The sequence below is a fragment of the Vogesella sp. EB genome, assembly GCF_001037925.1.
Taxonomy (GTDB): Bacteria; Pseudomonadota; Gammaproteobacteria; order Burkholderiales; family Chromobacteriaceae; genus Vogesella; species Vogesella indigofera.
In genome coordinates, this window is record NZ_LFDT01000001.1 from 69,660 (window position 1) to 87,762 (window position 18,103).

Sequence of the window (18,103 nt, forward strand, 5' to 3'; positions counted from 1 at the left end):
TTTAAAACTCCGGTTAGTCATTGGAGGGTATATAGCAAACGTTGGCGGGGTCGCGGAAGATTATTTGTGTGCCAACGTTGGCAGGCTGGAAACGTAACATGGCGTCGCAAACCAGCGCGGCACCTTGTCCTAAGCGTCTGACATCGCCCAACGGTTTGCGTTCCTAGACTGCTGAAGGTTCGCACCATGTCCACAGACCACCGCCTGCAATTCCTCGCCGCCGTGTCCGCACTGGCCGAGAAATTCGCCATGTCACAGCCAGCGCCATCGCGCCGCCTGCCTGATCTCGTATCCGTTGAATCGCTCACCGCTCAGGTGCTGTCGCCTGCCCAGCTGGACGCTATCGCCCAGATTCAGGAGGGCGTGCGCATGATCGGCCAGATCGAGCAGCGCATTAACGTGCTGGCGGTCGGCCACGAGCTGCCCGTCAGCCTGTTCCTGCCGCAGTGCGGCCAGCTGTGGGCGGAGCTGGAAGGCCGCCTGTTTGACAGCGGGGTGGCGGCGGCACGTCTGCACAACGGGGCGAAGGCGCCGGCAGGGCGGAGGGCGGCGGCATGACACGCGACGAATACAAAGTCATGCACCGGCTTTGCCGCTTGGCATGGGCATTCAGCCAAAAAGCAAAAGGCAAGGGGCGGGCAGCAGCACGGAAATCGTGTGACGCGCTGCACAGCCTGATGTGTGAGCAGCTGGGGCCGAAGTCTGGCTCAATGGTGCTGAGAGCCACTTACCAGAGCCGAGGGTACACGTGGACGAACTGGCGCCGGGCGGATCGATTCCGCGAGCTGAAAATGGCTTGCTACTTCCGCCGCGCTGGCAATGAGGCTGTGCCGTTCTGATGGATGCAGCACAGCAAGAAAAACGCCGCCTTGCCTCGCTGCCGGTGGCGAAGTGGGTAGAGGAACAGGTGTCGCAGCTGCCGCGCCATCTGGCGCGGGCGGTGAAGGGCGAACATGCCCGCCGCTGCCGCCGTGGCCGCCAGCGCGATGCCAACCTGTGGTTGCTAAGGTTGGCCGCAAGCCTGCCGGATATTGACCTGACCGCCAGCGATGCCGACCTGTGCCGCGATGCGCAGGAAATCGCCAGCGATATCGAGCGCTATCGCCATGAGGGTGCGGGCGATGTGGCCGGTCTGGTGGCGCGCTGCGTGACGTGGGGCGTACCGGTGCCGGGCGGTGAGCATGAGGCGGGTATGTGGGCGCGGGCGCAGGATGCACGGCATTGGCGGCGTCACCTGCGCCGCCGGCAGGGTGTCGCCATCGAGCGTCTGGCGCGCGCCGTGGGCATCGTCAACGATAAGCGTAACCGTTACTGCAGCAACGACAGCCTGTCACGGTTTCACCATAGCCGCCGCCGTAATGCGCTGCTGCTGGAATCCATGCGCGCCGAAAACGAGCTGGGGCAGTCCTACACGCTGGCCGAGCTGGCGCAAGTGTCCGTTTCCAACCCTGAGATTCGCCGCACCGAGCTGATGGTGCGCGTGGCCGGCTTCGATCTGATTGCACAGGGCTTGGGGCACGCCGCCGAGTTCGTCACCATTACCTGCCCGTCACGCTTTCATGCGGTGACCAAGTCGGGGCACGCCAACACCAAGTACAGCCAGGAACTCACGCCAGACGAAGCGCAGCAGTATCTGTGCGAGGTATGGGCGTCCATTCGTTCGGCGCTGGAGCGGCGGGGGGTGCGCCTGTACGGCTTTCGCGTGGTGGAACCGCACCACGATGGCACGCCGCATTGGCACGCGCTGATCTTCATGGATCAGCGCCATGTTGACGTGGTGCGCGCCACCATTGCCCGCTACGCGGTGCGCATGGATCGGGACGAACTGGGGCTGGCCTATCAGCACCTCACCAAAACCGCCGCCATGAAGGAGGCACGGCAGCGCCGCGAGGATGGCGAGGTCGGCACGCTCAAGCAGATTGCCGAGCGTTTGGGCTATGAGGCGGCAACGTGGGGCAACCCCACGGCAGCGCTATTCGAGCAGATCAAGGCCAGGGTGTATTTCGAGCCAATCGACCGCAGCCGGGGCACCGCCGCCGGCTACATCGCCAAGTACATCAGCAAGAACATCGACGGAAAAAACGCGCACGGCGACAGCATCGGGGATGACTTGGAAGCGGGCGAGGAGACCGACGCCCGCGACTCGGCACAGCGCGTGGGGGCGTGGGCCAGCGTGTGGCGCAAGCGCCAGTTTCAGCAGATCGGCGGGGCGCCGGTCACGATCTGGCGTGAGCTGCGCCGCTGGAGTGCTGGCGAGGTGGACGAGGCGGAACAGCTGGGCGCGGCGCTGTGGCGCGAGTTGCGCGGCCTGCCGCCGGCGGAACCGTCCGTACTGGAAGCGGCCGCCGCTGCCGCCGATGCCGGCCACTGGAACACCTTCGTGCGCCTGATGGGTGGCGAAACCGCCAAGCGCCGCGACATGCCGCTGTCGCTGTGGCATGAGAGCACCGAGCCGGGAACCGTTAACCGTTACGGCGAATGCGTGCCAACAAAATTGCGTGGCGTAGTGGAGGGCGAGACCGGCCAGTACGCAGTCAGCCGCGTGCATGAGTGGACGATTTTACGGGCCGGCGAAGCTGGCACGCCTCGGAGTCCTGTCAATAACTGTACGGAATCGGCGGACACCGCCGAATTCAAGCCGGTTTTCCAGCCCGAGTGGCTGGAATGGCTGGACAGCATCAACAGCGGCCAGCCGCTGAACATGCCGGAAGAGGTGCGCGAGGCGCTGGAAGAGAACTTCTTCCCCGACTGGTGCGGAGAGGATGACTTGCCGTCGTGGCTGGGGGCGCACGATCAGCCCGCACACCTGAAAGCAGACGCCGTGCCGCGCTACCGCGAGGCGGTGCAGCGCAAGGCGGAAACCCGCCGCGCCATTGATGACGCGGGCGGTGTGGCGCAGTACATCCAGCAGGTGCAGGACGCGGCCACGATGGCACGCCGCATCAGCTGGGCATTGGTAAAGGGGCGGCAGCATGTTGCTGTCGCCGGTTGGCATCAACAAGGCATCGCAAGGATTAACCATGGAAAAGGCACTACAGAAACTGAAGGACTCGGCAGCAGCATTGCACGGGGCAAGCATGATCAACGCACCGGAGAAGGCAAAGGCCTTTGCCCGCCAGACCGTCAGCACGGCCGAGGCGCTGGGCGAGAAGATCGGCACGCTGGAAGCTCGCTTGGCGGCGCTGGAGGACTTGAAGAAAGGGCGCGTGCATGGCTAAAGGCGACCTGCTAGGACAGATGGACTGCCCGCTGTGCGGCACCCCGTCCAACGTGAACGAGGACAAGGCCGGCCGCCCGCTGCTGTTCTGCCGCCACGGCTGCAAGCTGCAGCTGTTCACCCGTACCGAGGCACAGGCGGACGGGATGCGCCGCAAGCTGCGGCCGGCGGCGGCGGCCACCGTGCCGGCAGCACCCGAGGCGGCACCCGCCGCACCGAAACCGAAAGGCTTTTTTGAAACCCTGACAGGAATCCAAGCATGAGCACCGTCAAAGAAAAAACCGACACCAAAACCGACAGCCAGGACAACAACGAGCAGCTGGCCAGCCGCGAACTTGACGCGCTGGTGGCCGAGCAGGATGCCGCGCTGAACCCGCCGGCCGAAGCCGGCGAGGAGTTCCAGCCAGGTCAAGCGCCGGCGCCGGCCGACATGGGCAACACCCAGTGTGTGGCGATGCTGCTGGACATGGGCGTGGCAATGGGCAAGGTCTACTTTCCGTCACTGGAGCAGACCGCCGCGCCGGACAAGTGCCAGCAGGTGGCAGCCAGCGTCGGCGCGGTGCTGGACAAGTACGGGATGCAGGCCGGCGGCTGGCTGACGCAGTACGGCGCCGAGCTGGGTGCGCTGGTGACCTGCGCCACCTTCGGCGTCGGCGTGTACGCCGGCATCAAAGCCGACATCGCCGCACGACAGGACGCCGAGCGCAAGCCCGTTACCGCGCCAGCCGCGCCCGTAACCGTTACCGAGCAGCAGACAGCTGCTGACGACCCAGCGGCCAACCTGCCGAAGTGGAAAGACGTGGGGCAGGCCGCGTAATGGCAGACGGAAGCAACAACGCCGCCCACATCGAGGCGGTGATGGGCGCATCCGGCAGCGGCAAGAGCCACTACGTCAAGAGCCAGGTCAAGCGCCTGAAGCCGAAACGGCTGGTGATCTGGGACGCCCGCGAGGAATACGGCGAACTGGCGACGCCGACCAGCCGGCTATCGGACGTGCTGGCCGGCCTGCGCAGCGGCAAGCGGGTGAAGCTGGCGTACCGCCCGAAGACGATGGACGAGAAGGCGTTGAAAGAGAAGTTCGCGGCACTGTGCCAGCTGGTTTTCGCCGCCGGCGACGTGCTGTTCATCGCCGAGGAGCTATCGGACGTGACCAGCCCCAGCCACGCACCAGGTGCATGGCGGCAGATCAGCACCCAAGGGCGTCACCGGGGGCTGATGGTGTACGGCACCAGCCAGCGGCCGGCCAGCATCGACAAGCACTTCCTCGGCAACGCCACCCACGTCCGCACGCACCGGCTCAACTACCAGCCCGACCGGATCAATCTGGCGCAGTTCCTCGACCTGCCGCTGGCCGACATCACCGCGCTGACCGGTTACAGCTGGATCGCCCGCGACATGCGAGAGGGGGTGATCACAAAGGGGTGAAGCTACGTTTCTGTCCAGCGCTCAAGCTCGCAGTACCGGTTGTACGCGATGACCGTGTTCTCACCAATCACCGCCGTTCTGACTTTGCTGCCGTTCCTCATGCCGGCAACAACCATCTGGTATGGCGCACCACTCATCCCCTCAAAGTAAATTTTGAAGACGATGGCCTGCTCGGCGCCGTACTTGTACTGCTGGCTCCACTGGCGACTGAGCAGGTTAACGCCACGGAATCGGGCAGATTGGTGGTAGCAAGAGAGGGTTTGCATGGCAAAGTCGGCCAAGCTTATGGGGGACTCAGTCACCTGAACTTGAGCAGGTGACTGGTACTGCTCGGCGGCATCGGGAATGAGCTGGGGATTCGGCGAAATAAGTTGCAAGAGCAATATTGCAGAGTTCATGAACAGGCCTTTGTCATTGAATGTGTGGTGATGAAACCACATCAAACCGCCTTCGGGCGGTTTTTTTTCGGCCAAATCCCCGTAACCGTTACGGGGAAGGGGGGATTGCCGCCCGTTGGACAACAGGAAACCATGAAGCCTCATCCCGTACACATAACGAAAGGGGCGCACATGCCTAACGTAAAACAGGTTCTGACTCTGGCCGTTCCGGTCGCCATTCTGGTTGCCGTGATCTTCCGCGTTGCACCGGTTCGCAAAGTCGTTGTCGGCGGCTAACCGCTCACCGAACGCCAACCGTTAAGGAAACACGACATGTCCAAGTATCTCCAGAAGTGCAACCCGTTCTCCAACGTCGCGGCCAACGTGACCGCGACCGTTAACCTGATGACGGGCCCAGCGTACAAGCGCATCATCCTGCGCCTGACCGGCACCACCTTCACCAAGGCGCACCTGCTGGACATCAAGGTGAAGGTGCAGGGCAAAACCATCATTCAGGCCACCGGTTCCGACCTCGACCTGATGAACAAGTACCGCGGCATCAAGGATGACGCGAAATTCCTGACCCTCGACTTTTCCGAAATCCGTGCCCGCACCATCAACGGTGAAATGCTGGGTGCGCTGGATACCAGCAAGATCAACTCCTTCACGCTGGAAGTGAAGATCGGCGGCGCCACCGCGCCGGTGCTGGAAGCGTGGGCAGAACTGGACGATTCGCAAGCCGGCAGCGCTGACCGTGGCGTTGAGTTCATCTGCGCCAAGCTGCAGCAATACCCGGTATCGGCCGCTACCGCCGGCAAGTTCGTGATCGACTCGCTGCCGAAGGGCACCAACGGCACCCTGATCAAGCGCATCCACGTCATCGGCCCCGGTGGCGCCAACATCGTCAGTGAGGCCACGCTGAAACAGAACGGCCTCGTGGTGTTCGAGTCGCCGGACGATCTGAACCGCTTCCGCCAGGGCGAATACGAGCGCGCGCCGCAGGCCAGCATCTACACGCTGGATTTCATCGTGGAAGGCAACCAATCCAACATGCTCGACACGCGCGGCGCCGCCGTGCGCAACCTGCTGTTGGAATTGCTGCTGTCCAGCGCCGGCCAGATGTACCTCTACGTCGAATGCGTTGACGCCATCGGCAACCTGTAAGGGGGCTGCATGGATGAATACTTCGACGCTCACATCAACGCGCTGGCGGGGACAAAGACCATGGAACAAGGCGTAAGCGGTGGCGGCCTGTTTGACGGCTGGGGCGGCGTGGCGCAAGACATTCTCAGCTTCTACGCCAAGTCCCGTATCGACGCCGAGTACAACGCGCCGACGCGGCTGGCAGAGCGCCAGATGATGCTGCAGGCCGAGGACGGCAGCTTGTTCGGTGCCGGCGCCGTCGACACCGGCCTGTCGCGCTACATCGTGCCGGGCATCTTTGTCGCGGTGGGGCTGGTGGTGCTGGTCGTGGTGCTGAAGGACTGATATGGACCCGACGACCATGATGATGATGAGTCAGAGCGTGGGGCAGGTGGCGCAAGCCGCCCGCGCACCTGACCAATCGCCGTTCGGCTCTGCCCGCTCGTCTGGCACGCTGGACGGCAGCAACTGGACGGTCAATTACGGCACCTACACCCAGCCGGAAAGCACCACCCGTGCGCTGATCATCGGCGCCGTGGTGCTGGCGGCGGTGTTGATCTGGAAGAAGGGGCGCTAAATGGGCTTGTTCTCGTTCGGCTCTGGCAACAGCTCAAGCAGCCACACCACCAACAACAACACCACCATCGACGGCCGGCAGGCCACCGGCGCCGGCGGCAGCGCCATCGCCAACTACGGCAGCGCGCCGATGAACGTCAGCATTCTGGACGGCGGCGCCATCGCCGGCGCACTCGACCTTGCCAAGACTGGCCGAGAGCTGGCGAACAAGGAATTCGGCGAGGTGCTGAACGCCTCGAAATGGTTCTTTGAAAAAGCCACCGCCGAGACCACCAAGAACATGCAGGAAACGCTATCCAGCGTCGGCGGCATCTACCAGCAGGCACGCGAAACCGAGCTGTCTAAGGACGTGCAGGGCAGCAAGCAACTGCTGCAGGTGGTCGGCTTCATCGTCGTCGGCATGGTGGCGCTGGCCGCATTCAAGAAAGGGGGCGTGTGATGCAGACCATCAGTCAAATCCTGCTGGCGAATCAGCCGTGGGTGCTGAACGTGCCCAACAACTTCCTGCAGCTGGTGACCGCGCCGGCGGCGCTGGATATCCGCTTCATGAGCGGCGGCCGCGTGCAGTCCGAAGCCGAGGATGTGCTGGAAGGCTTCTACTGCAAGCTGGACGGCTTCGACCGCATCGAGCTGATCAGCCAGGTTGACCAGCTGGTCAAAATCATCCTGTCCGATGGCTCGGCCGGCTCCAACCGCATCGCCGGCGAAGTGTCGGCCACCGTGCGCGGCGCGGCCACCGTGCTGAACAAGCCCATGATCACCGCCATCGGTGCCGCTGAAAAAGTGGTGTGCACCGCCCGCGCTGACCGCGTGGCCGTGCGGGTGCTGAACAGCGGCACCACCAACGTGGCGCTGATGGCGCCAGGTGGTAACTACGCCGACGCGGTGCTGGTGCTGGCACCCGGTGAAATGTGGCTGGAAGAAACCGCGCCAGCGGCGGCATGGGTTGCCATCAGTGACGCGGCCGGCGGCATCCTCAAGGTACAGGAGCTGATTCTGTGAGGCGCAGCGGCCGCTATAAACGAAAGACCGGCACCGCCGGCCTGATTAACGAATACGGAGACGATATGCAGCCAGGTGACATCGTACACAGCGCACGCACCACCGCGCCGGTTGGCTACCTGATCGCCAACGGTGCCGCCGTCAGTCGCGCCACCTACGGCAACCTGTTTGCCGCACTTGGCACCGCCTACGGCGCCGGTGACGGTGCGACCACCTTCAACCTGCCAGACCTGCGCGGCGAATTCATCCGTGGTGCAGATCAGGGGCGAGGGGTGGACGCGGGGCGGGTAGCGGGTAGCAGCCAGCTGGACGCGTTCCAAGGCCATACGTTCTCGCTGCCGTTGGGGGCGGATTCGCTGGGCGGATCAGGGGTGCAGAACTATCGGCCGATAGCGTCTGCAAATACATCGGGGGCACCTATTTCTGACGGTGTTAATGGTGCACCACGCACCGCCACCGAAACCCGCCCGCGCAACGTGGCACTGCTGCCGCTGATCAAATACTAAGGCCAGGACAATGAGCAAAACCATTCACCACTACCACCCAGTCACGAAAGAGCACATCGGCAGCAGCGAGGCGGAGGAAAGCCCGCTAGAGCCGGGTGTGTACCACGTCCCGGCAAACGCCACGGTCGACGCGCTGCCGGACTACGACAAAGCCACGCATGTGGCGCTGTACCGGCCGGAATACTACGTGACCGGCATCGCAAAAGAGCAGGGCGGCGCGTGGCACATCGTCGCGCTGGCTGAACCAACCACCGAACAACAAGGGCAGGGCGCGTAATGAGCAGCTGGAACAGAACTGACATCAACATCGGCAAGGCGCAGAAGGATGCACCAGGTCAAGACTTGCCGATCTTGGGCTCCGGCCCGAAGTGGGCGCCGGAGGACAAGGGCTATCACGCCATGATCGCCAAGGCGGCCCAAAAGTACGGCGTACCGGTCGATCTGGCAATCCGTCAGGCGGCGCAAGAATCGGCACACTTTGACCCCAAGGTGATCAGCGGCCAGCGCAAATCAGCCGCCGGCGCCACTGGCCTGTTCCAGTTCATGCCGGCCACTGCCGCCGGCTTCAAGTTGAACCCAACCGATCCTGTCGCGTCGGCAGACACCGCCATGCGTTACATGGCCTACCTGTACAAGCGCTTCGGCGACTGGAAAAAGGCGGTGTGGGCTTACAACTGGGGTGAGGGCAATCTGGCCAAGTACCTTCGCGGCGAAAAGTCGCTGCCAAAGGAAACTCGTCTGTATGGCCTGATTCTGGTTGATGGCATGACACCGACCCAAGCTAAAGCCACCGCGCCGAGCGTAAAATAGCCGCGTCATAACAGGGGGCAATAGGCAATGAATAGCGCACAAAAGGCAGTGGTGATCGTCGGTGTTGGCTTCGCGGCGCTGGTGCTGGCACAGGCGATGTTCCGCAGCGGCACCATGCCGATGTTTGATTGGGAGTGGAACAAGTCAGCGAATGAGCAGGACACCACCGACGATACAAATACAGGCATCCGTGCGGTTGGCGAAATGATCGGTGTCGATTGGCTGACGATCAACAAGCTCATGTCTGGCGACAACGAAATGTACGACCAAGCCGTGCGCAACGGTGGCACCGATGATGTGCCAGGCATCGTGACCAACCTTGGTGGGCCGGAAGGGCGGCCTTACACATGGCTGGACGGCGTGCCGTACCTGTTGAGTGGCCGCTGATGAACCTGACCCAACTGAAACGCATCCCGCTGCCGGTCTGGTACGGCGTCGCCGCGCTGGTCGGCGTCGGCGCCGCGTACTGGCTGGTCAAGAAGGCCACCGGCGTTGTCGGCGAGGTTGCGGCCAACGTTGGCACCGCGCTGGACAACGGCGCCGCCGACATCACCAGTGAAAACAATCTGGCGTACCGCGGCGTCAATCAGGGCATGCGCTGGTTCTTTGGCATGGACAAGAACAACACCATTGGCACCGCCATCTGGGAGCTGTTCCACGACGACCCGCCGCTGAACCCGCCAGTGCTGAACCCGATAGCAGGGCACAACAAGATCGGCGATGTCTGGTACGGCTACGACCGCCAGAAAGCGCGGGAAGCGGCACAAACGGCGGCAAACAGCCAGATCGCCAAGGATGTCGCCACCTATGGCGGCGGCTACGGAGCACTCACGAAATGACACTATCGCGCGAACAATGGATGTTGCTGGCACTGATGGCCGCCGGCTGGCTGTACTACAGCAACCAAAGCACTGCGCCACTGCCAGCGCCGGCCGTCACCGGCAGCAACGGCGGTAGCACAGTTTCAACCGACAACACAACAGCGCCCAACTATGGCCTGCCAGGTTGGCAGGACTTGGGCAGCAAGTTTTTTACAGGGGAATGATGATGGGTAAATTCAAAGAATTTCTGCGTTGTTTGGCCGAGCCATCAAGCGCCGCCGGCGCTGCTGCGATCCTGAGCAATGTGGCTGGTTTGGCCGCCGGCTCTATCTCTGCGGCGGTTGCCGTGCCGGCAATTTTCTTGGGCGCGCTGGCGGTATTCCTGCCGGAAACCGCGAACAAAACTTTGCAAAACGGGGTGGCGAATGAATGAATTACTGCCAGTTCTGTTTACAGGAATTGTCTGCGGCCTCGTGACTTGGGGCGGCGTCCGTGCCGAACTGAAATACCTGCGGCGGGACGTGGACGAAGCCCACCGCAAGATTGAGCAGCTCACCGCGACAAAGGCGTGTCTGCAATGAGCAACACCGCCAAGGCTTTGCTAGTCGCCGTTGCCGCCACGGTCATTGGCGGCCTGATTCTTGACCGCATCAAAACGAAGCGTGTTGACTGGTAGGTCAAACAGCAGGTCGTTGGCTGGCAGCTTGCCGGCATGTGGTAAGCCCGCCTTGGCGGGCTTTTTGCCGAGCGCGCGAGCCAAGGTGTGGCGGATGACGCTCCAGGACTTCACGTCATAGGCGGATACGCCATCCGACCAGTGGAAGCCGGGCGGGGTTAGGGTGGTTTTGCCGTTGATGGTGCCGAGGATGAAGCCGGCGAAGTCGCCGCAAACCCTTGGCAGTGCAAGGCCACGGCGCAACCGTAGCAGCTCCAGCGCCATTTCAGGCGGCTGACAGGTGCCTGTTTTCCAGCGGCGCACCGTGGCGTCGGAAACCTGAAGCATCGAGCAGATATCGGCGGTTTTCATGCCAAAGATCAGCTTGTTGAATTTCTCGCCACGCAATTTCCGCTCGTAGTGTTCGCGGTATTGGGTCTGCGTCATGACGGGCTTGGCTTTCCGTCGCTTTTTGGTGACAGTTTCCGGTGCGTCTTTAGAACGTATGTTCATATCAACCTCAAAATAAAGCCATTCTGGTGATAAGCGACGTCACATGCAAAATGGGAGTTAATTTTATTTTTTGGCGATTTGTGAAAATGTTTTTCTGAGGGCTAAAAACAGGTCGGGAGAGGGCTAAAAAACCGGTTCCGGCGTATGTTATTAGACATAATAAACATTATGCGACACGAACGGCTAAACCCCTTGGGGGGCTTTTTCGGTAGTTACCGGGCTAAACGCCATCGTCGTGATCACCAGACCGCCCACGACCAGCTGGGCGATCTTTTTGCGAAAATCCTGCCAAAAGTCCCGTCTGGCTTGGCTTTTCTCGCGTTCCATGGCTGCTGCAATCAATTTTGTCCGACACATTTATTGCCAGAACAACAACGATGTGAACACGTCCTAAAAGGAAAATTCGTTTACACAAAAATCCAGATCGTGTTGGACTCGATTTGCCTGTGCAGAGGCTTGCCAAGATCAAAAAGCCAGTCGATTTGAGCTACATGTTGAGCCGCACGCCGAATGTCGTGGTAGCTGTAGCTGCGGCTTGCAATCCCGTGCTCGTACCTGAATACCTAAACGCCGGCCAAAAAAAGAACCTCCAGCATCAGTCACCGATGGCAGGAGGTTTTGGAAGCACGGATTTGGTCTCCGTTACGCTTCAGATGAGGAACGCCATTCCATATCAGAAAGCATGATTAATGATAAGGCTACCATCGGTGTAATGGCTATTCGTAAAAATACCTAGTGCTCAGCGGGCGGCGTTTAGCCTGGTTTTTAGCTGTTCTGGTTCACGTATTGACCTGATTTCATTGAAGAAATCGCCGGCTTCGATATAGGTGCGTTTCAGCTGGTTAAGCCATTGCTTGACCCTGCTGACGGCATAGCTGCTATCGCCGGCACGCAGCTGACATTGCATGAATAGGTTGTCGACATGCGCCAGCACCTCGGGCCATGGCTTCGGTGGCAGCTTGGTGCCGGTTTGCTGCAGGTGTTTGATGCGGTTGGCAAGATCGGGGGCGGCAATCAGGCCGCGGCCGATCATGATGGTTTCGCACTGGCTGACTGCGCGGATGTTGCAATAGTCCTCCAGGGTCCAGACTTCGCCATTGGCAATCAGCGGGATGTCGATCACTTCCTTGATTCTGGCAAACCACTCCCAGTGGGCCGGCGGTTTGTAGCCTTCTACTTTGGTGCGGGCATGGACGGTCAGTTCCGCAGCACCGGCGGCATTGATGGCACGGGCGCAATCCAGCGTCAGGCTGGTATCTTCATAACCTAGCCGCATTTTTGCGGTGACCGGGATGTCGCCGGGCACTGCGGCGCGGACTGCGGTAATGATCTCGTAGAGCGTTTGCGGTTCTTTGAGCAACACGGCGCCGCCGCGATGGCGGTTAACGGTCGGCGCCGGACAGCCAAAATTCAGGTCGATGACCGGCGCGCCCAGTTCCGCCGCCCTTGCCGCGTTATCGGCCAGACAAGCAGGATCGGAACCGAGTAATTGCAGTCGCACCGGCGTGCCAGCTCGCGTCTTTGACTGCTGCAGCAGTTCGGGGGCCAGACGATGAAAAGTCTTTACCGGCAGCAAGGAGTTGGTGACGCGAATGAATTCGGTAACACACCAGTCGATGCCGCCAATCTCGGTCAGCACATCCCGCATCACGTCATCTACAAGCCCTTCCATCGGGGCCAATACGATCTTCATACTATTTTCACCAGAACTGAGAAAGCTCCGCCTTGCGGCCAACTATTGACTTTTAAACGGAGCGTGGTAAACCTTGGCGCCTTTGCATTGAAGGCAAGCCATTCATCATGAGCAAGACCGCGATAATTATTGATACCGATCCTGGTCAGGATGATGCGGTCGCTATTTTGACAGCTTTAGGCTCGGCCCAGCTCGAAGTTGTCGGAATTTCGGTGGTGGCGGGTAATGTGCCGCTGGAGTTGACGGCAAAAAATGCCCGCATCATCTGCGAGTGGGCCGGCCGCCCAGAGGTACCGGTCTATGCCGGCTGCGAGCGCCCTCTTCTGCGCCCGCTGGTTACCGCCGAGCATGTGCATGGCAAGACCGGGCTGGACGGCGTGCCGCTGCATGAGCCAGCCATGCCCTTGCAGCCGGAGCACGCCGTCGATTTCATCATCCGCACCCTGCGTGAACGCGAGGCCGGCAGCGTCACGCTGTGCATGCTGGGGCCATTGACCAACCTGGCGATGGCGATCGTGCGGGCGCCGGACATCGTTGGCCGCATCCGGGAAATCGTGCTGATGGGTGGTGCCTACTTTGAAGGTGGCAACATCACGCCGTCGGCGGAGTTCAATATCTATGTCGATCCGGACGCGGCAGCCACGGTGCTGGCTTGCGGTGCCGCCATTACCATGCTGCCGCTGGATGTCACGCACAAGGCGACGGCGTCGCCGGCGCGCATCGGCTTGCTGCGCGCCCTGCCCAACCGCGCCGGCAATCTGGCGGCCGACATCATGACCACGCTGGAACGCTTCGACGTGCAGCGTTACGGCGCCAACGGCGCGCCGCTGCATGATCCGACCGTGATTGCCTATGTGCTGCAGCCAGGGCTGTTCTCCGGGCGCATGGTGTACGTGGCGGTGGAGCAAAACAGCGAGCTGACGCTGGGCGCGACGCCGGTGGACTGGTGGGGCATCACCGGGAAAGCGGCAAATGTAAATTACCTTACAACTGTTGATAGTGATGGCTTTTTCCGCTTGCTGGCAGATAATTTATCTACACTCCCCTGAAACAACAACACGGGTCATGCCGGAATGAGGGCTATATCATGTTGAACAAGGCAACATTCGCCGGTGGCTGCTTCTGGTGCACCGAGGCGGTTTTTCGCCAGGTGCCGGGCGTCAAGTCGGTGACGCCGGGTTATACCGGTGGAGCGGTCGCCAATCCCGGCTACGAGCAGGTGTGCAGTGGCCGCACCGGCCATGCCGAGGCGATCGAAATCGAGTTTGATGACGAAGTCGTCAGCTATGAAAACCTGCTGCGGCTTTTTTTCGCCACCCACGACCCGACAACGCCGAACCGGCAAGGCCACGATGTCGGTACGCAATACCGCTCGGCGGTGTTCTGGCACTTCCCGGAACAAGAAGCCGCGCTGGCGCGCATCATGGACGAATTGCGGCCAACCTTGCCGCCCGGCGCGCAAATCGTGACTCAGTCGCAACCGGCCGCCACCTTTTACCCTGCCGAAACCGAGCATCACCGTTATTATGAGCTGAATCCTTATGCGCCCTATTGCCGCGCCGTCGTTGCCGGCAAGGTGATGAAAGGCGAACAGGTGCTGGACACGCTGCAACAGCGCGGCCTGGCCGATTAGCCATTGAAAGTCCGGACTTGATCACAACAAAAACGTTTTTGCAGGCGGTACGACAACACGGGGGGGCGAAGTGGCTGTTCTGGGCGCTTTGCTTGCTGTTGAGCTACGCACTGGCGGCACAGCTAGCCGCTTATCGCCAGCAAACATTTGATCAGGCCCTGCAACTGAACCAGACGCTGCTGCGCCGGCAACTGGATTACACCGCCCTACTGCTGCAGCAGCTGACACCGACGGACGCTGCCGCCCCGCAAGCCCTCAACGCGGAACTGCCCGCTTTCGTGGTGGCCGCCGGTTTCCAGCACAAGATTGATACCGGCAGTCGCGATGCCTTCGAAGTGCAGCAGAGCTATCGCCGCCGCGCGCTGTTCCTGATCCGCGAATATCGTGACCAGAGCAGCGACACCTGGACGGAAAGCAGCGCCTGGTTCCCTGCCCCCGCACGCAGCCACTATATTCCGCTGGCCAATCTGTCTCCGGATCGCCCCGGCGGCCGTCTTGAATACCTGCAAGGACTGGATCTGGCCGCCGACCGCTTTTTCGCGGCCGCGATCAAGGCCGCCATCAGCAGTGGCGAAATACAGGCCAGCAAACCGTTTACCTATCGCGACGGCGCGCCGGGACTGGCCTTTGTCAGGGCCGCCTACACCGGCGGTGTGCTGCCGGACACCACGGCGGAACGGCTGAGCCAGGTGAGCGGCGTGGCGGTGGTCTTTGTCGACCTCCGCCAGCTGCTGCCGCTGCCGGACAACAGCCCGCTGCAGTTGTCGATCAGTGCCGCGCCGGACATGCCGCAACTCGCCAGCGTACCCGCGGCGGGCGTACCGTTCTCGGCACTGCAAACGCTGCGACAAACCCTGCTGGTGCCGGAGCCGGTGCTGCCTTACGTGCTGCAACTGAGCCTGCCGGCTGCGGGCTGGCTGCCATGGCTGCTGTTTGGCGGTGCCTTGCTGGGCAGCGGCATGCTGTCCCGCCGGCTGTTCCGTCCCGCTGCCCCAGCGGCGGAGCCGGCCTTACCGCCTGTTGCCGCGCCGCAGCCGCTGGCCGCGCTGGAACATATCGCGTTGCAGGCGATGGACGAAGCCGTGCTGCTGCTGTCGGCGCGCAACCAGGTGCTGTACGCCAATGCCCGCGCCATGGCGCTGACCGGCGATGCCGCCTTGCAGGGCAAGCTGCTGGATGGCGTCGACTTCGGCATCTGCTATCCGCGCAACCAGCGTCGCGTCCATGTGTTGCCGCGCCTGATCGAGAAAAAAGTGCGGGCGATGCTGCCACTGGGCAGCATCCTGATCGACGCCCACGGCCAGGAGTGCGAGATCGAGGGCGAGTTCATTCCGCTGAACGATGCGGCCAACGTTGTGGTGCGCTACCTGCTCAGCTTTCGCCATGTCGGCAAGCTGCGCCAGGACATGGTTGCCGCGCTGAAGGCCAGCGAAATGCAGCTGAAGAAGCATCAGGACGAGCTGGCGCGTGTCGCCCGCATCAATACGCTGGGGGAAATGTCGTCCGGCGTGGCGCACGAAATCAACCAGCCGCTGTCGGCGATCATGAGTTACAACGAAGCCTGTCTGGCGATGATGGATGACGCCAATCCGGATCCGGTGTTACTGCGTATTTCGCTGGTCTCCTCGGTGCGTCAGGCCAATCGTGCCGGCCAGATCATCCGCCGCCTGCGCGAGCTGGCCAGCCGCAAGCAGCCGGAAGTGGCGCCGCTGAACATCAACGACGCGTTGCGCAGCGCGCTGGACCTGACCAAGAACGAGCTGGCCGCGCGCGAGGTGATCGTTACCACCGATCTGGCGGAAGGCTTGCCGCAGGTAATGGCGGACAGCATCCAGCTGGAGCAGGTGATCATCAACTTGATCAAGAATGCGGTCGACGCCATGACCGAGAAAAACCGCAGCGACGAACCGATGCGGATCTTTGCCTATAGCGAACGCCGCGGCCGCCACATCCGGCTGGGAATCCGTGACAACGGCACCGGCATACCGGAAAATATCCTGCCGCACGTATTTGACCCGTTTTACAGTTCAAAGAGCGAGGGCATGGGGCTGGGACTGACCATCAGCCAGACCATTATCGAAAGCATCGGTGGCCGCCTGGCCGCCCGCAATCTGGAGACCGGCGGCGCGGAGTTTTCGCTGACCGTGCCGGTACTCAAAAACAGCCATCCCGACGCAAAAGAGGAGCAGCAATAATGGCATCGATGACACCGTCCGTGTACGTGGTCGATGACGATCCGGGGGTGCGCGACGCGCTCGCCATCCTCATCGGCACCCAGGGCTTGCACGTGCTGACCTTCGACAGCGCCACGTCCTTCCTGCAGGCCTACGCGCCGGGCGATATCGGCTGCCTGGTGCTGGATATCCGCATGCCGGACATCAATGGCCTCGCGCTGCAGGACATCCTCAGCATCAAGGAAAACAAGCTGCCGATTATCTTCATTACCGGCCACGGCGATCTGGAACAATGCACCCGCGCCTTCCGTGGCGGGGCGGTCGACTTCATCACCAAACCGATCGACCGCAACCGGCTGCTGGAAAGCCTGCGCAAGGCGATCCGCAACAGCATCCAGCTGCAGCAGCACGAGGCGGAAACCGCTGAGGTCAAGCAGCAGCTGGAAAAAGTCACCGAGCGCGAAATGGTGATCCTGCGGCTGGTGGCCGACGGTCTGTCCAGCAAGGAAATCGCCAAGGAACTGGACGTCTCGCCGCGCACCATCGAGGCGCACCGCGCCAACCTGTTCAACAAGCTGGGCGTCAATTCGCTGGCGGAGTTGATCCGCTTCTACCTGAAAGCCTTGCCGATTACCGGCAACGAAAGCATCACGCACCCATCATGACCAAGAACCTGTTCAGTGTAATCGGCCTGGTTGCCCGACACAGCAAACCGCACATCATCGAATCGCTGCTCACCCTGGCTGCGCACCTGACCCAGCGCGGCGTGCGGGTGCTGATCGACGTGGAAAGCATGCCGTCGGCGGACGACAACACGCCGGCCTACCCCGCCGTCGAGCGCGAGGACTTGGGCAAGCTTGCCGATCTGGTTATCGTGCTTGGCGGCGACGGCACCATGCTGTCGATCGCCCGCGTGCTGGCCGCCTACCGCGTGCCGCTGGTCGGCATCAACCAGGGCCGGCTCGGCTTCATGACCGATATTCCGCTGCACGAAATGTTGGTCGCCATCGACCAGATCCTGGAAGGCCAGTTCGTGCCGGAAGAGCGCATCCTGCTGCAGGCGTCGGTGATCCGCGAAGAGGCGGAGATCACCAGTGCGCTGGCGCTCAATGACGTGGTGATCAGCCGTGGCGCTCTCGGCTCGATGATCGAGTTTGAAGTGTTCGTCGACAACCAGTTTGTCTACAGCCAGCGCTCCGACGGTCTGATCATCAGCACCCCGACCGGTTCCACCGCCTACTCGCTGGCCTCCGGCGGACCGATCCTGCACCCGACCCTGCGTGCGATGGCGCTGGTGCCGATCTGCCCGCAGTCGCTCAGCAACCGGCCGATTGCGGTCAGCGACAACTGCGAGGTGGCCTTCATGCTCACGCGCGGGCTGGACACGCGCGTGCATTTTGACGGTCAGTCACACTGCGACCTGATGGAAATGGACCGGGTCATCGTGCGCAGCTACCGTAACACGCTGAAAATCCTGCACCCGATTGGCTACAACTACTACGACATGCTGCGCCACAAGCTTCACTGGGGCGAGCGTCTGCTCTGAGAAATCACAAGA

The 18,103-nt window shown here is 61.8% G+C and carries 28 protein-coding genes; 24 read left to right on the top strand and 4 right to left on the bottom strand.

What is annotated here, in order from left to right; genetic code table 11:
• The first annotated feature begins 186 nt into the window (after positions 1-186).
• From ACG97_RS00310 to ACG97_RS00330, 6 genes are read left to right on the top strand one after another with little or no spacing between them, the layout of a single operon-like run.
• Positions 187-558, top strand: a complete 372-nt coding sequence (locus tag ACG97_RS00310) for a hypothetical protein (protein WP_047965324.1) — start codon at positions 187-189, stop codon at positions 556-558.
• Positions 555-839: a hypothetical protein gene (locus ACG97_RS17420; RefSeq protein ID WP_156167825.1), complete on the top strand. Its 285-nt coding sequence runs from the start codon at positions 555-557 to the stop codon at positions 837-839. Before ACG97_RS00310 ends, ACG97_RS17420 begins: the two co-directional genes overlap by 4 nt.
• Positions 839-3,232 (top strand): replication endonuclease, encoded by a 2,394-nt coding sequence (locus ACG97_RS00315; RefSeq protein ID WP_053068004.1) that lies wholly within the window; start codon positions 839-841, stop codon positions 3,230-3,232. The genes ACG97_RS17420 and ACG97_RS00315 overlap by 1 nt, the downstream gene beginning before the upstream one ends.
• The gene (locus ACG97_RS00320) at positions 3,211-3,480 is read left to right on the top strand and encodes a hypothetical protein (protein ID WP_156167826.1); all 270 of its coding nucleotides are present in this window, start codon (positions 3,211-3,213) and stop codon (positions 3,478-3,480) included. Before ACG97_RS00315 ends, ACG97_RS00320 begins: the two co-directional genes overlap by 22 nt.
• On the top strand, positions 3,477-4,034 hold the full coding sequence (locus ACG97_RS00325) for a hypothetical protein (RefSeq protein ID WP_047965326.1): 558 nt from the start codon (positions 3,477-3,479) through the stop codon (positions 4,032-4,034). The genes ACG97_RS00320 and ACG97_RS00325 overlap by 4 nt, the downstream gene beginning before the upstream one ends.
• Positions 4,034-4,642 carry a hypothetical protein gene (locus ACG97_RS00330; RefSeq protein ID WP_047965327.1) on the top strand — a complete coding sequence of 203 codons (609 nt, stop codon included), beginning with the start codon at positions 4,034-4,036 and terminating at the stop codon, positions 4,640-4,642. The genes ACG97_RS00325 and ACG97_RS00330 overlap by 1 nt, the downstream gene beginning before the upstream one ends.
• Positions 4,643-4,644: 2 nt before the next feature.
• On the opposite strand, the gene ACG97_RS00335 is transcribed toward ACG97_RS00330, so the two are convergent.
• Positions 4,645-5,115: a hypothetical protein gene (locus ACG97_RS00335; protein WP_156167827.1), complete on the bottom strand. Its 471-nt coding sequence runs from the start codon at positions 5,113-5,115 to the stop codon at positions 4,645-4,647.
• Between the two features lie 237 nt (positions 5,116-5,352).
• On the opposite strand from ACG97_RS00335, the gene ACG97_RS00340 reads away from it, so the two are divergent.
• From ACG97_RS00340 to ACG97_RS17425, 13 genes are read left to right on the top strand one after another with little or no spacing between them, the layout of a single operon-like run.
• The gene (locus ACG97_RS00340) at positions 5,353-6,183 is read left to right on the top strand and encodes a major capsid protein P2 (protein ID WP_053068005.1); all 831 of its coding nucleotides are present in this window, start codon (positions 5,353-5,355) and stop codon (positions 6,181-6,183) included.
• A 9-nt stretch (positions 6,184-6,192) separates the two neighbouring features.
• On the top strand, positions 6,193-6,507 hold the full coding sequence (locus tag ACG97_RS00345) for a hypothetical protein (RefSeq protein ID WP_047965329.1): 315 nt from the start codon (positions 6,193-6,195) through the stop codon (positions 6,505-6,507).
• Between the two features lies 1 nt (position 6,508).
• On the top strand, positions 6,509-6,739 hold the full coding sequence (locus ACG97_RS00350) for a hypothetical protein (protein WP_047965330.1): 231 nt from the start codon (positions 6,509-6,511) through the stop codon (positions 6,737-6,739).
• Positions 6,740-7,177 (top strand): hypothetical protein, encoded by a 438-nt coding sequence (locus ACG97_RS00355; RefSeq protein ID WP_047965331.1) that lies wholly within the window; start codon positions 6,740-6,742, stop codon positions 7,175-7,177. It begins immediately after the preceding gene.
• Positions 7,177-7,740, top strand: coding sequence for a hypothetical protein (locus ACG97_RS00360; RefSeq protein WP_047965332.1), 564 nt, complete (start codon positions 7,177-7,179; stop codon positions 7,738-7,740). Before ACG97_RS00355 ends, ACG97_RS00360 begins: the two co-directional genes overlap by 1 nt.
• Positions 7,737-8,246 (top strand): phage tail protein, encoded by a 510-nt coding sequence (locus tag ACG97_RS00365; RefSeq protein ID WP_053068006.1) that lies wholly within the window; start codon positions 7,737-7,739, stop codon positions 8,244-8,246. Before ACG97_RS00360 ends, ACG97_RS00365 begins: the two co-directional genes overlap by 4 nt.
• Positions 8,247-8,256: 10 nt before the next feature.
• Entirely contained in the window at positions 8,257-8,523 is a 267-nt protein-coding gene (locus ACG97_RS00370; RefSeq protein ID WP_047965333.1) for a hypothetical protein, read from the top strand.
• A complete protein-coding gene (locus ACG97_RS00375; protein WP_053068007.1) occupies positions 8,523-9,056 on the top strand; it encodes a lytic transglycosylase domain-containing protein in 534 nt (177 codons plus the stop codon). Before ACG97_RS00370 ends, ACG97_RS00375 begins: the two co-directional genes overlap by 1 nt.
• A gap of 27 nt (positions 9,057-9,083) precedes the next feature.
• Entirely contained in the window at positions 9,084-9,443 is a 360-nt protein-coding gene (locus tag ACG97_RS00380; protein ID WP_047965334.1) for a hypothetical protein, read from the top strand.
• Complete coding sequence (locus tag ACG97_RS00385) at positions 9,443-9,895, top strand: hypothetical protein (protein WP_047965335.1); 453 nt, start codon at positions 9,443-9,445, stop codon at positions 9,893-9,895. Before ACG97_RS00380 ends, ACG97_RS00385 begins: the two co-directional genes overlap by 1 nt.
• Positions 9,892-10,101 (top strand): hypothetical protein, encoded by a 210-nt coding sequence (locus tag ACG97_RS00390; RefSeq protein ID WP_047965336.1) that lies wholly within the window; start codon positions 9,892-9,894, stop codon positions 10,099-10,101. The genes ACG97_RS00385 and ACG97_RS00390 overlap by 4 nt, the downstream gene beginning before the upstream one ends.
• A complete protein-coding gene (locus ACG97_RS00395; RefSeq protein ID WP_047965337.1) occupies positions 10,098-10,310 on the top strand; it encodes a hypothetical protein in 213 nt (70 codons plus the stop codon). Before ACG97_RS00390 ends, ACG97_RS00395 begins: the two co-directional genes overlap by 4 nt.
• Positions 10,303-10,458, top strand: a complete 156-nt coding sequence (locus ACG97_RS17425) for a hypothetical protein (RefSeq protein ID WP_156167828.1) — start codon at positions 10,303-10,305, stop codon at positions 10,456-10,458. Before ACG97_RS00395 ends, ACG97_RS17425 begins: the two co-directional genes overlap by 8 nt.
• 20 nt (positions 10,459-10,478) lie before the next feature.
• Here ACG97_RS17425 and ACG97_RS00400 read toward each other — a convergent pair whose 3' ends face one another.
• The 3 genes from ACG97_RS00400 to ACG97_RS00405 form a co-directional block, all read right to left on the bottom strand.
• Positions 10,479-10,979: a hypothetical protein gene (locus ACG97_RS00400; RefSeq protein WP_047965338.1), complete on the bottom strand. Its 501-nt coding sequence runs from the start codon at positions 10,977-10,979 to the stop codon at positions 10,479-10,481.
• A gap of 249 nt (positions 10,980-11,228) precedes the next feature.
• Complete coding sequence (locus ACG97_RS17430; protein ID WP_156167829.1) at positions 11,229-11,372, bottom strand: hypothetical protein; 144 nt, start codon at positions 11,370-11,372, stop codon at positions 11,229-11,231.
• A gap of 412 nt (positions 11,373-11,784) precedes the next feature.
• Positions 11,785-12,738, bottom strand: coding sequence for a tRNA-dihydrouridine synthase (locus ACG97_RS00405; protein ID WP_047965339.1), 954 nt, complete (start codon positions 12,736-12,738; stop codon positions 11,785-11,787).
• Between the two features lie 107 nt (positions 12,739-12,845).
• Here ACG97_RS00405 and ACG97_RS00410 point away from each other — a divergent pair, with 107 nt between their 5' ends.
• From ACG97_RS00410 to ACG97_RS00430, 5 genes are all read left to right on the top strand, one after another.
• Positions 12,846-13,787, top strand: coding sequence for a nucleoside hydrolase (locus tag ACG97_RS00410; RefSeq protein ID WP_047965340.1), 942 nt, complete (start codon positions 12,846-12,848; stop codon positions 13,785-13,787).
• Between the two features lie 38 nt (positions 13,788-13,825).
• Complete coding sequence (gene msrA / locus ACG97_RS00415; protein ID WP_202902673.1) at positions 13,826-14,371, top strand: peptide-methionine (S)-S-oxide reductase MsrA; 546 nt, start codon at positions 13,826-13,828, stop codon at positions 14,369-14,371.
• A gap of 92 nt (positions 14,372-14,463) precedes the next feature.
• Positions 14,464-16,566 (top strand): ATP-binding protein, encoded by a 2,103-nt coding sequence (locus ACG97_RS00420; RefSeq protein WP_047965342.1) that lies wholly within the window; start codon positions 14,464-14,466, stop codon positions 16,564-16,566.
• The gene (locus ACG97_RS00425; RefSeq protein WP_047965343.1) at positions 16,566-17,210 is read left to right on the top strand and encodes a response regulator transcription factor; all 645 of its coding nucleotides are present in this window, start codon (positions 16,566-16,568) and stop codon (positions 17,208-17,210) included. Before ACG97_RS00420 ends, ACG97_RS00425 begins: the two co-directional genes overlap by 1 nt.
• Positions 17,207-18,091, top strand: a complete 885-nt coding sequence (locus tag ACG97_RS00430) for an NAD kinase (RefSeq protein ID WP_047965344.1) — start codon at positions 17,207-17,209, stop codon at positions 18,089-18,091. The genes ACG97_RS00425 and ACG97_RS00430 overlap by 4 nt, the downstream gene beginning before the upstream one ends.
• Positions 18,092-18,103: the final 12 nt, after the last annotated feature.

Bases quoted from the DNA above. Each gene is read 5' to 3' on its own strand.
- ACG97_RS17430 (WP_156167829.1), bottom strand. From the start codon at position 11,372: ATGGAACGCGAGAAAAGCCAAGCCAGACGGGACTTTTGGCAGGATTTT.
- ACG97_RS00425 (WP_047965343.1), top strand. From the start codon at position 16,566: ATGGCATCGATGACACCGTCCGTGTACGTGGTCGATGACGATCCGGGG.
- ACG97_RS00405 (WP_047965339.1), bottom strand. From the start codon at position 12,738: ATGAAGATCGTATTGGCCCCGATGGAAGGGCTTGTAGATGACGTGATG.
- ACG97_RS00375 (WP_053068007.1), top strand. From the start codon at position 8,523: ATGAGCAGCTGGAACAGAACTGACATCAACATCGGCAAGGCGCAGAAG.
- ACG97_RS00370 (WP_047965333.1), top strand. From the start codon at position 8,257: ATGAGCAAAACCATTCACCACTACCACCCAGTCACGAAAGAGCACATC.
- ACG97_RS00345 (WP_047965329.1), top strand. From the start codon at position 6,193: ATGGATGAATACTTCGACGCTCACATCAACGCGCTGGCGGGGACAAAG.
- ACG97_RS00355 (WP_047965331.1), top strand. From the start codon at position 6,740: ATGGGCTTGTTCTCGTTCGGCTCTGGCAACAGCTCAAGCAGCCACACC.
- ACG97_RS00325 (WP_047965326.1), top strand. From the start codon at position 3,477: ATGAGCACCGTCAAAGAAAAAACCGACACCAAAACCGACAGCCAGGAC.
- ACG97_RS00380 (WP_047965334.1), top strand. From the start codon at position 9,084: ATGAATAGCGCACAAAAGGCAGTGGTGATCGTCGGTGTTGGCTTCGCG.
- ACG97_RS00390 (WP_047965336.1), top strand. From the start codon at position 9,892: ATGACACTATCGCGCGAACAATGGATGTTGCTGGCACTGATGGCCGCC.
- ACG97_RS00410 (WP_047965340.1), top strand. From the start codon at position 12,846: ATGAGCAAGACCGCGATAATTATTGATACCGATCCTGGTCAGGATGAT.
- ACG97_RS00395 (WP_047965337.1), top strand. From the start codon at position 10,098: ATGATGATGGGTAAATTCAAAGAATTTCTGCGTTGTTTGGCCGAGCCA.
- ACG97_RS00330 (WP_047965327.1), top strand. From the start codon at position 4,034: ATGGCAGACGGAAGCAACAACGCCGCCCACATCGAGGCGGTGATGGGC.
- ACG97_RS17425 (WP_156167828.1), top strand. From the start codon at position 10,303: ATGAATGAATTACTGCCAGTTCTGTTTACAGGAATTGTCTGCGGCCTC.
- ACG97_RS00360 (WP_047965332.1), top strand. From the start codon at position 7,177: ATGCAGACCATCAGTCAAATCCTGCTGGCGAATCAGCCGTGGGTGCTG.
- ACG97_RS00340 (WP_053068005.1), top strand. From the start codon at position 5,353: ATGTCCAAGTATCTCCAGAAGTGCAACCCGTTCTCCAACGTCGCGGCC.
- ACG97_RS00430 (WP_047965344.1), top strand. From the start codon at position 17,207: ATGACCAAGAACCTGTTCAGTGTAATCGGCCTGGTTGCCCGACACAGC.
- msrA (WP_202902673.1), top strand. From the start codon at position 13,826: ATGTTGAACAAGGCAACATTCGCCGGTGGCTGCTTCTGGTGCACCGAG.
- ACG97_RS00400 (WP_047965338.1), bottom strand. From the start codon at position 10,979: ATGACGCAGACCCAATACCGCGAACACTACGAGCGGAAATTGCGTGGC.
- ACG97_RS00320 (WP_156167826.1), top strand. From the start codon at position 3,211: ATGGCTAAAGGCGACCTGCTAGGACAGATGGACTGCCCGCTGTGCGGC.
- ACG97_RS00350 (WP_047965330.1), top strand. From the start codon at position 6,509: ATGGACCCGACGACCATGATGATGATGAGTCAGAGCGTGGGGCAGGTG.
- ACG97_RS00385 (WP_047965335.1), top strand. From the start codon at position 9,443: ATGAACCTGACCCAACTGAAACGCATCCCGCTGCCGGTCTGGTACGGC.
- ACG97_RS00315 (WP_053068004.1), top strand. From the start codon at position 839: ATGGATGCAGCACAGCAAGAAAAACGCCGCCTTGCCTCGCTGCCGGTG.
- ACG97_RS17420 (WP_156167825.1), top strand. From the start codon at position 555: ATGACACGCGACGAATACAAAGTCATGCACCGGCTTTGCCGCTTGGCA.
- ACG97_RS00310 (WP_047965324.1), top strand. From the start codon at position 187: ATGTCCACAGACCACCGCCTGCAATTCCTCGCCGCCGTGTCCGCACTG.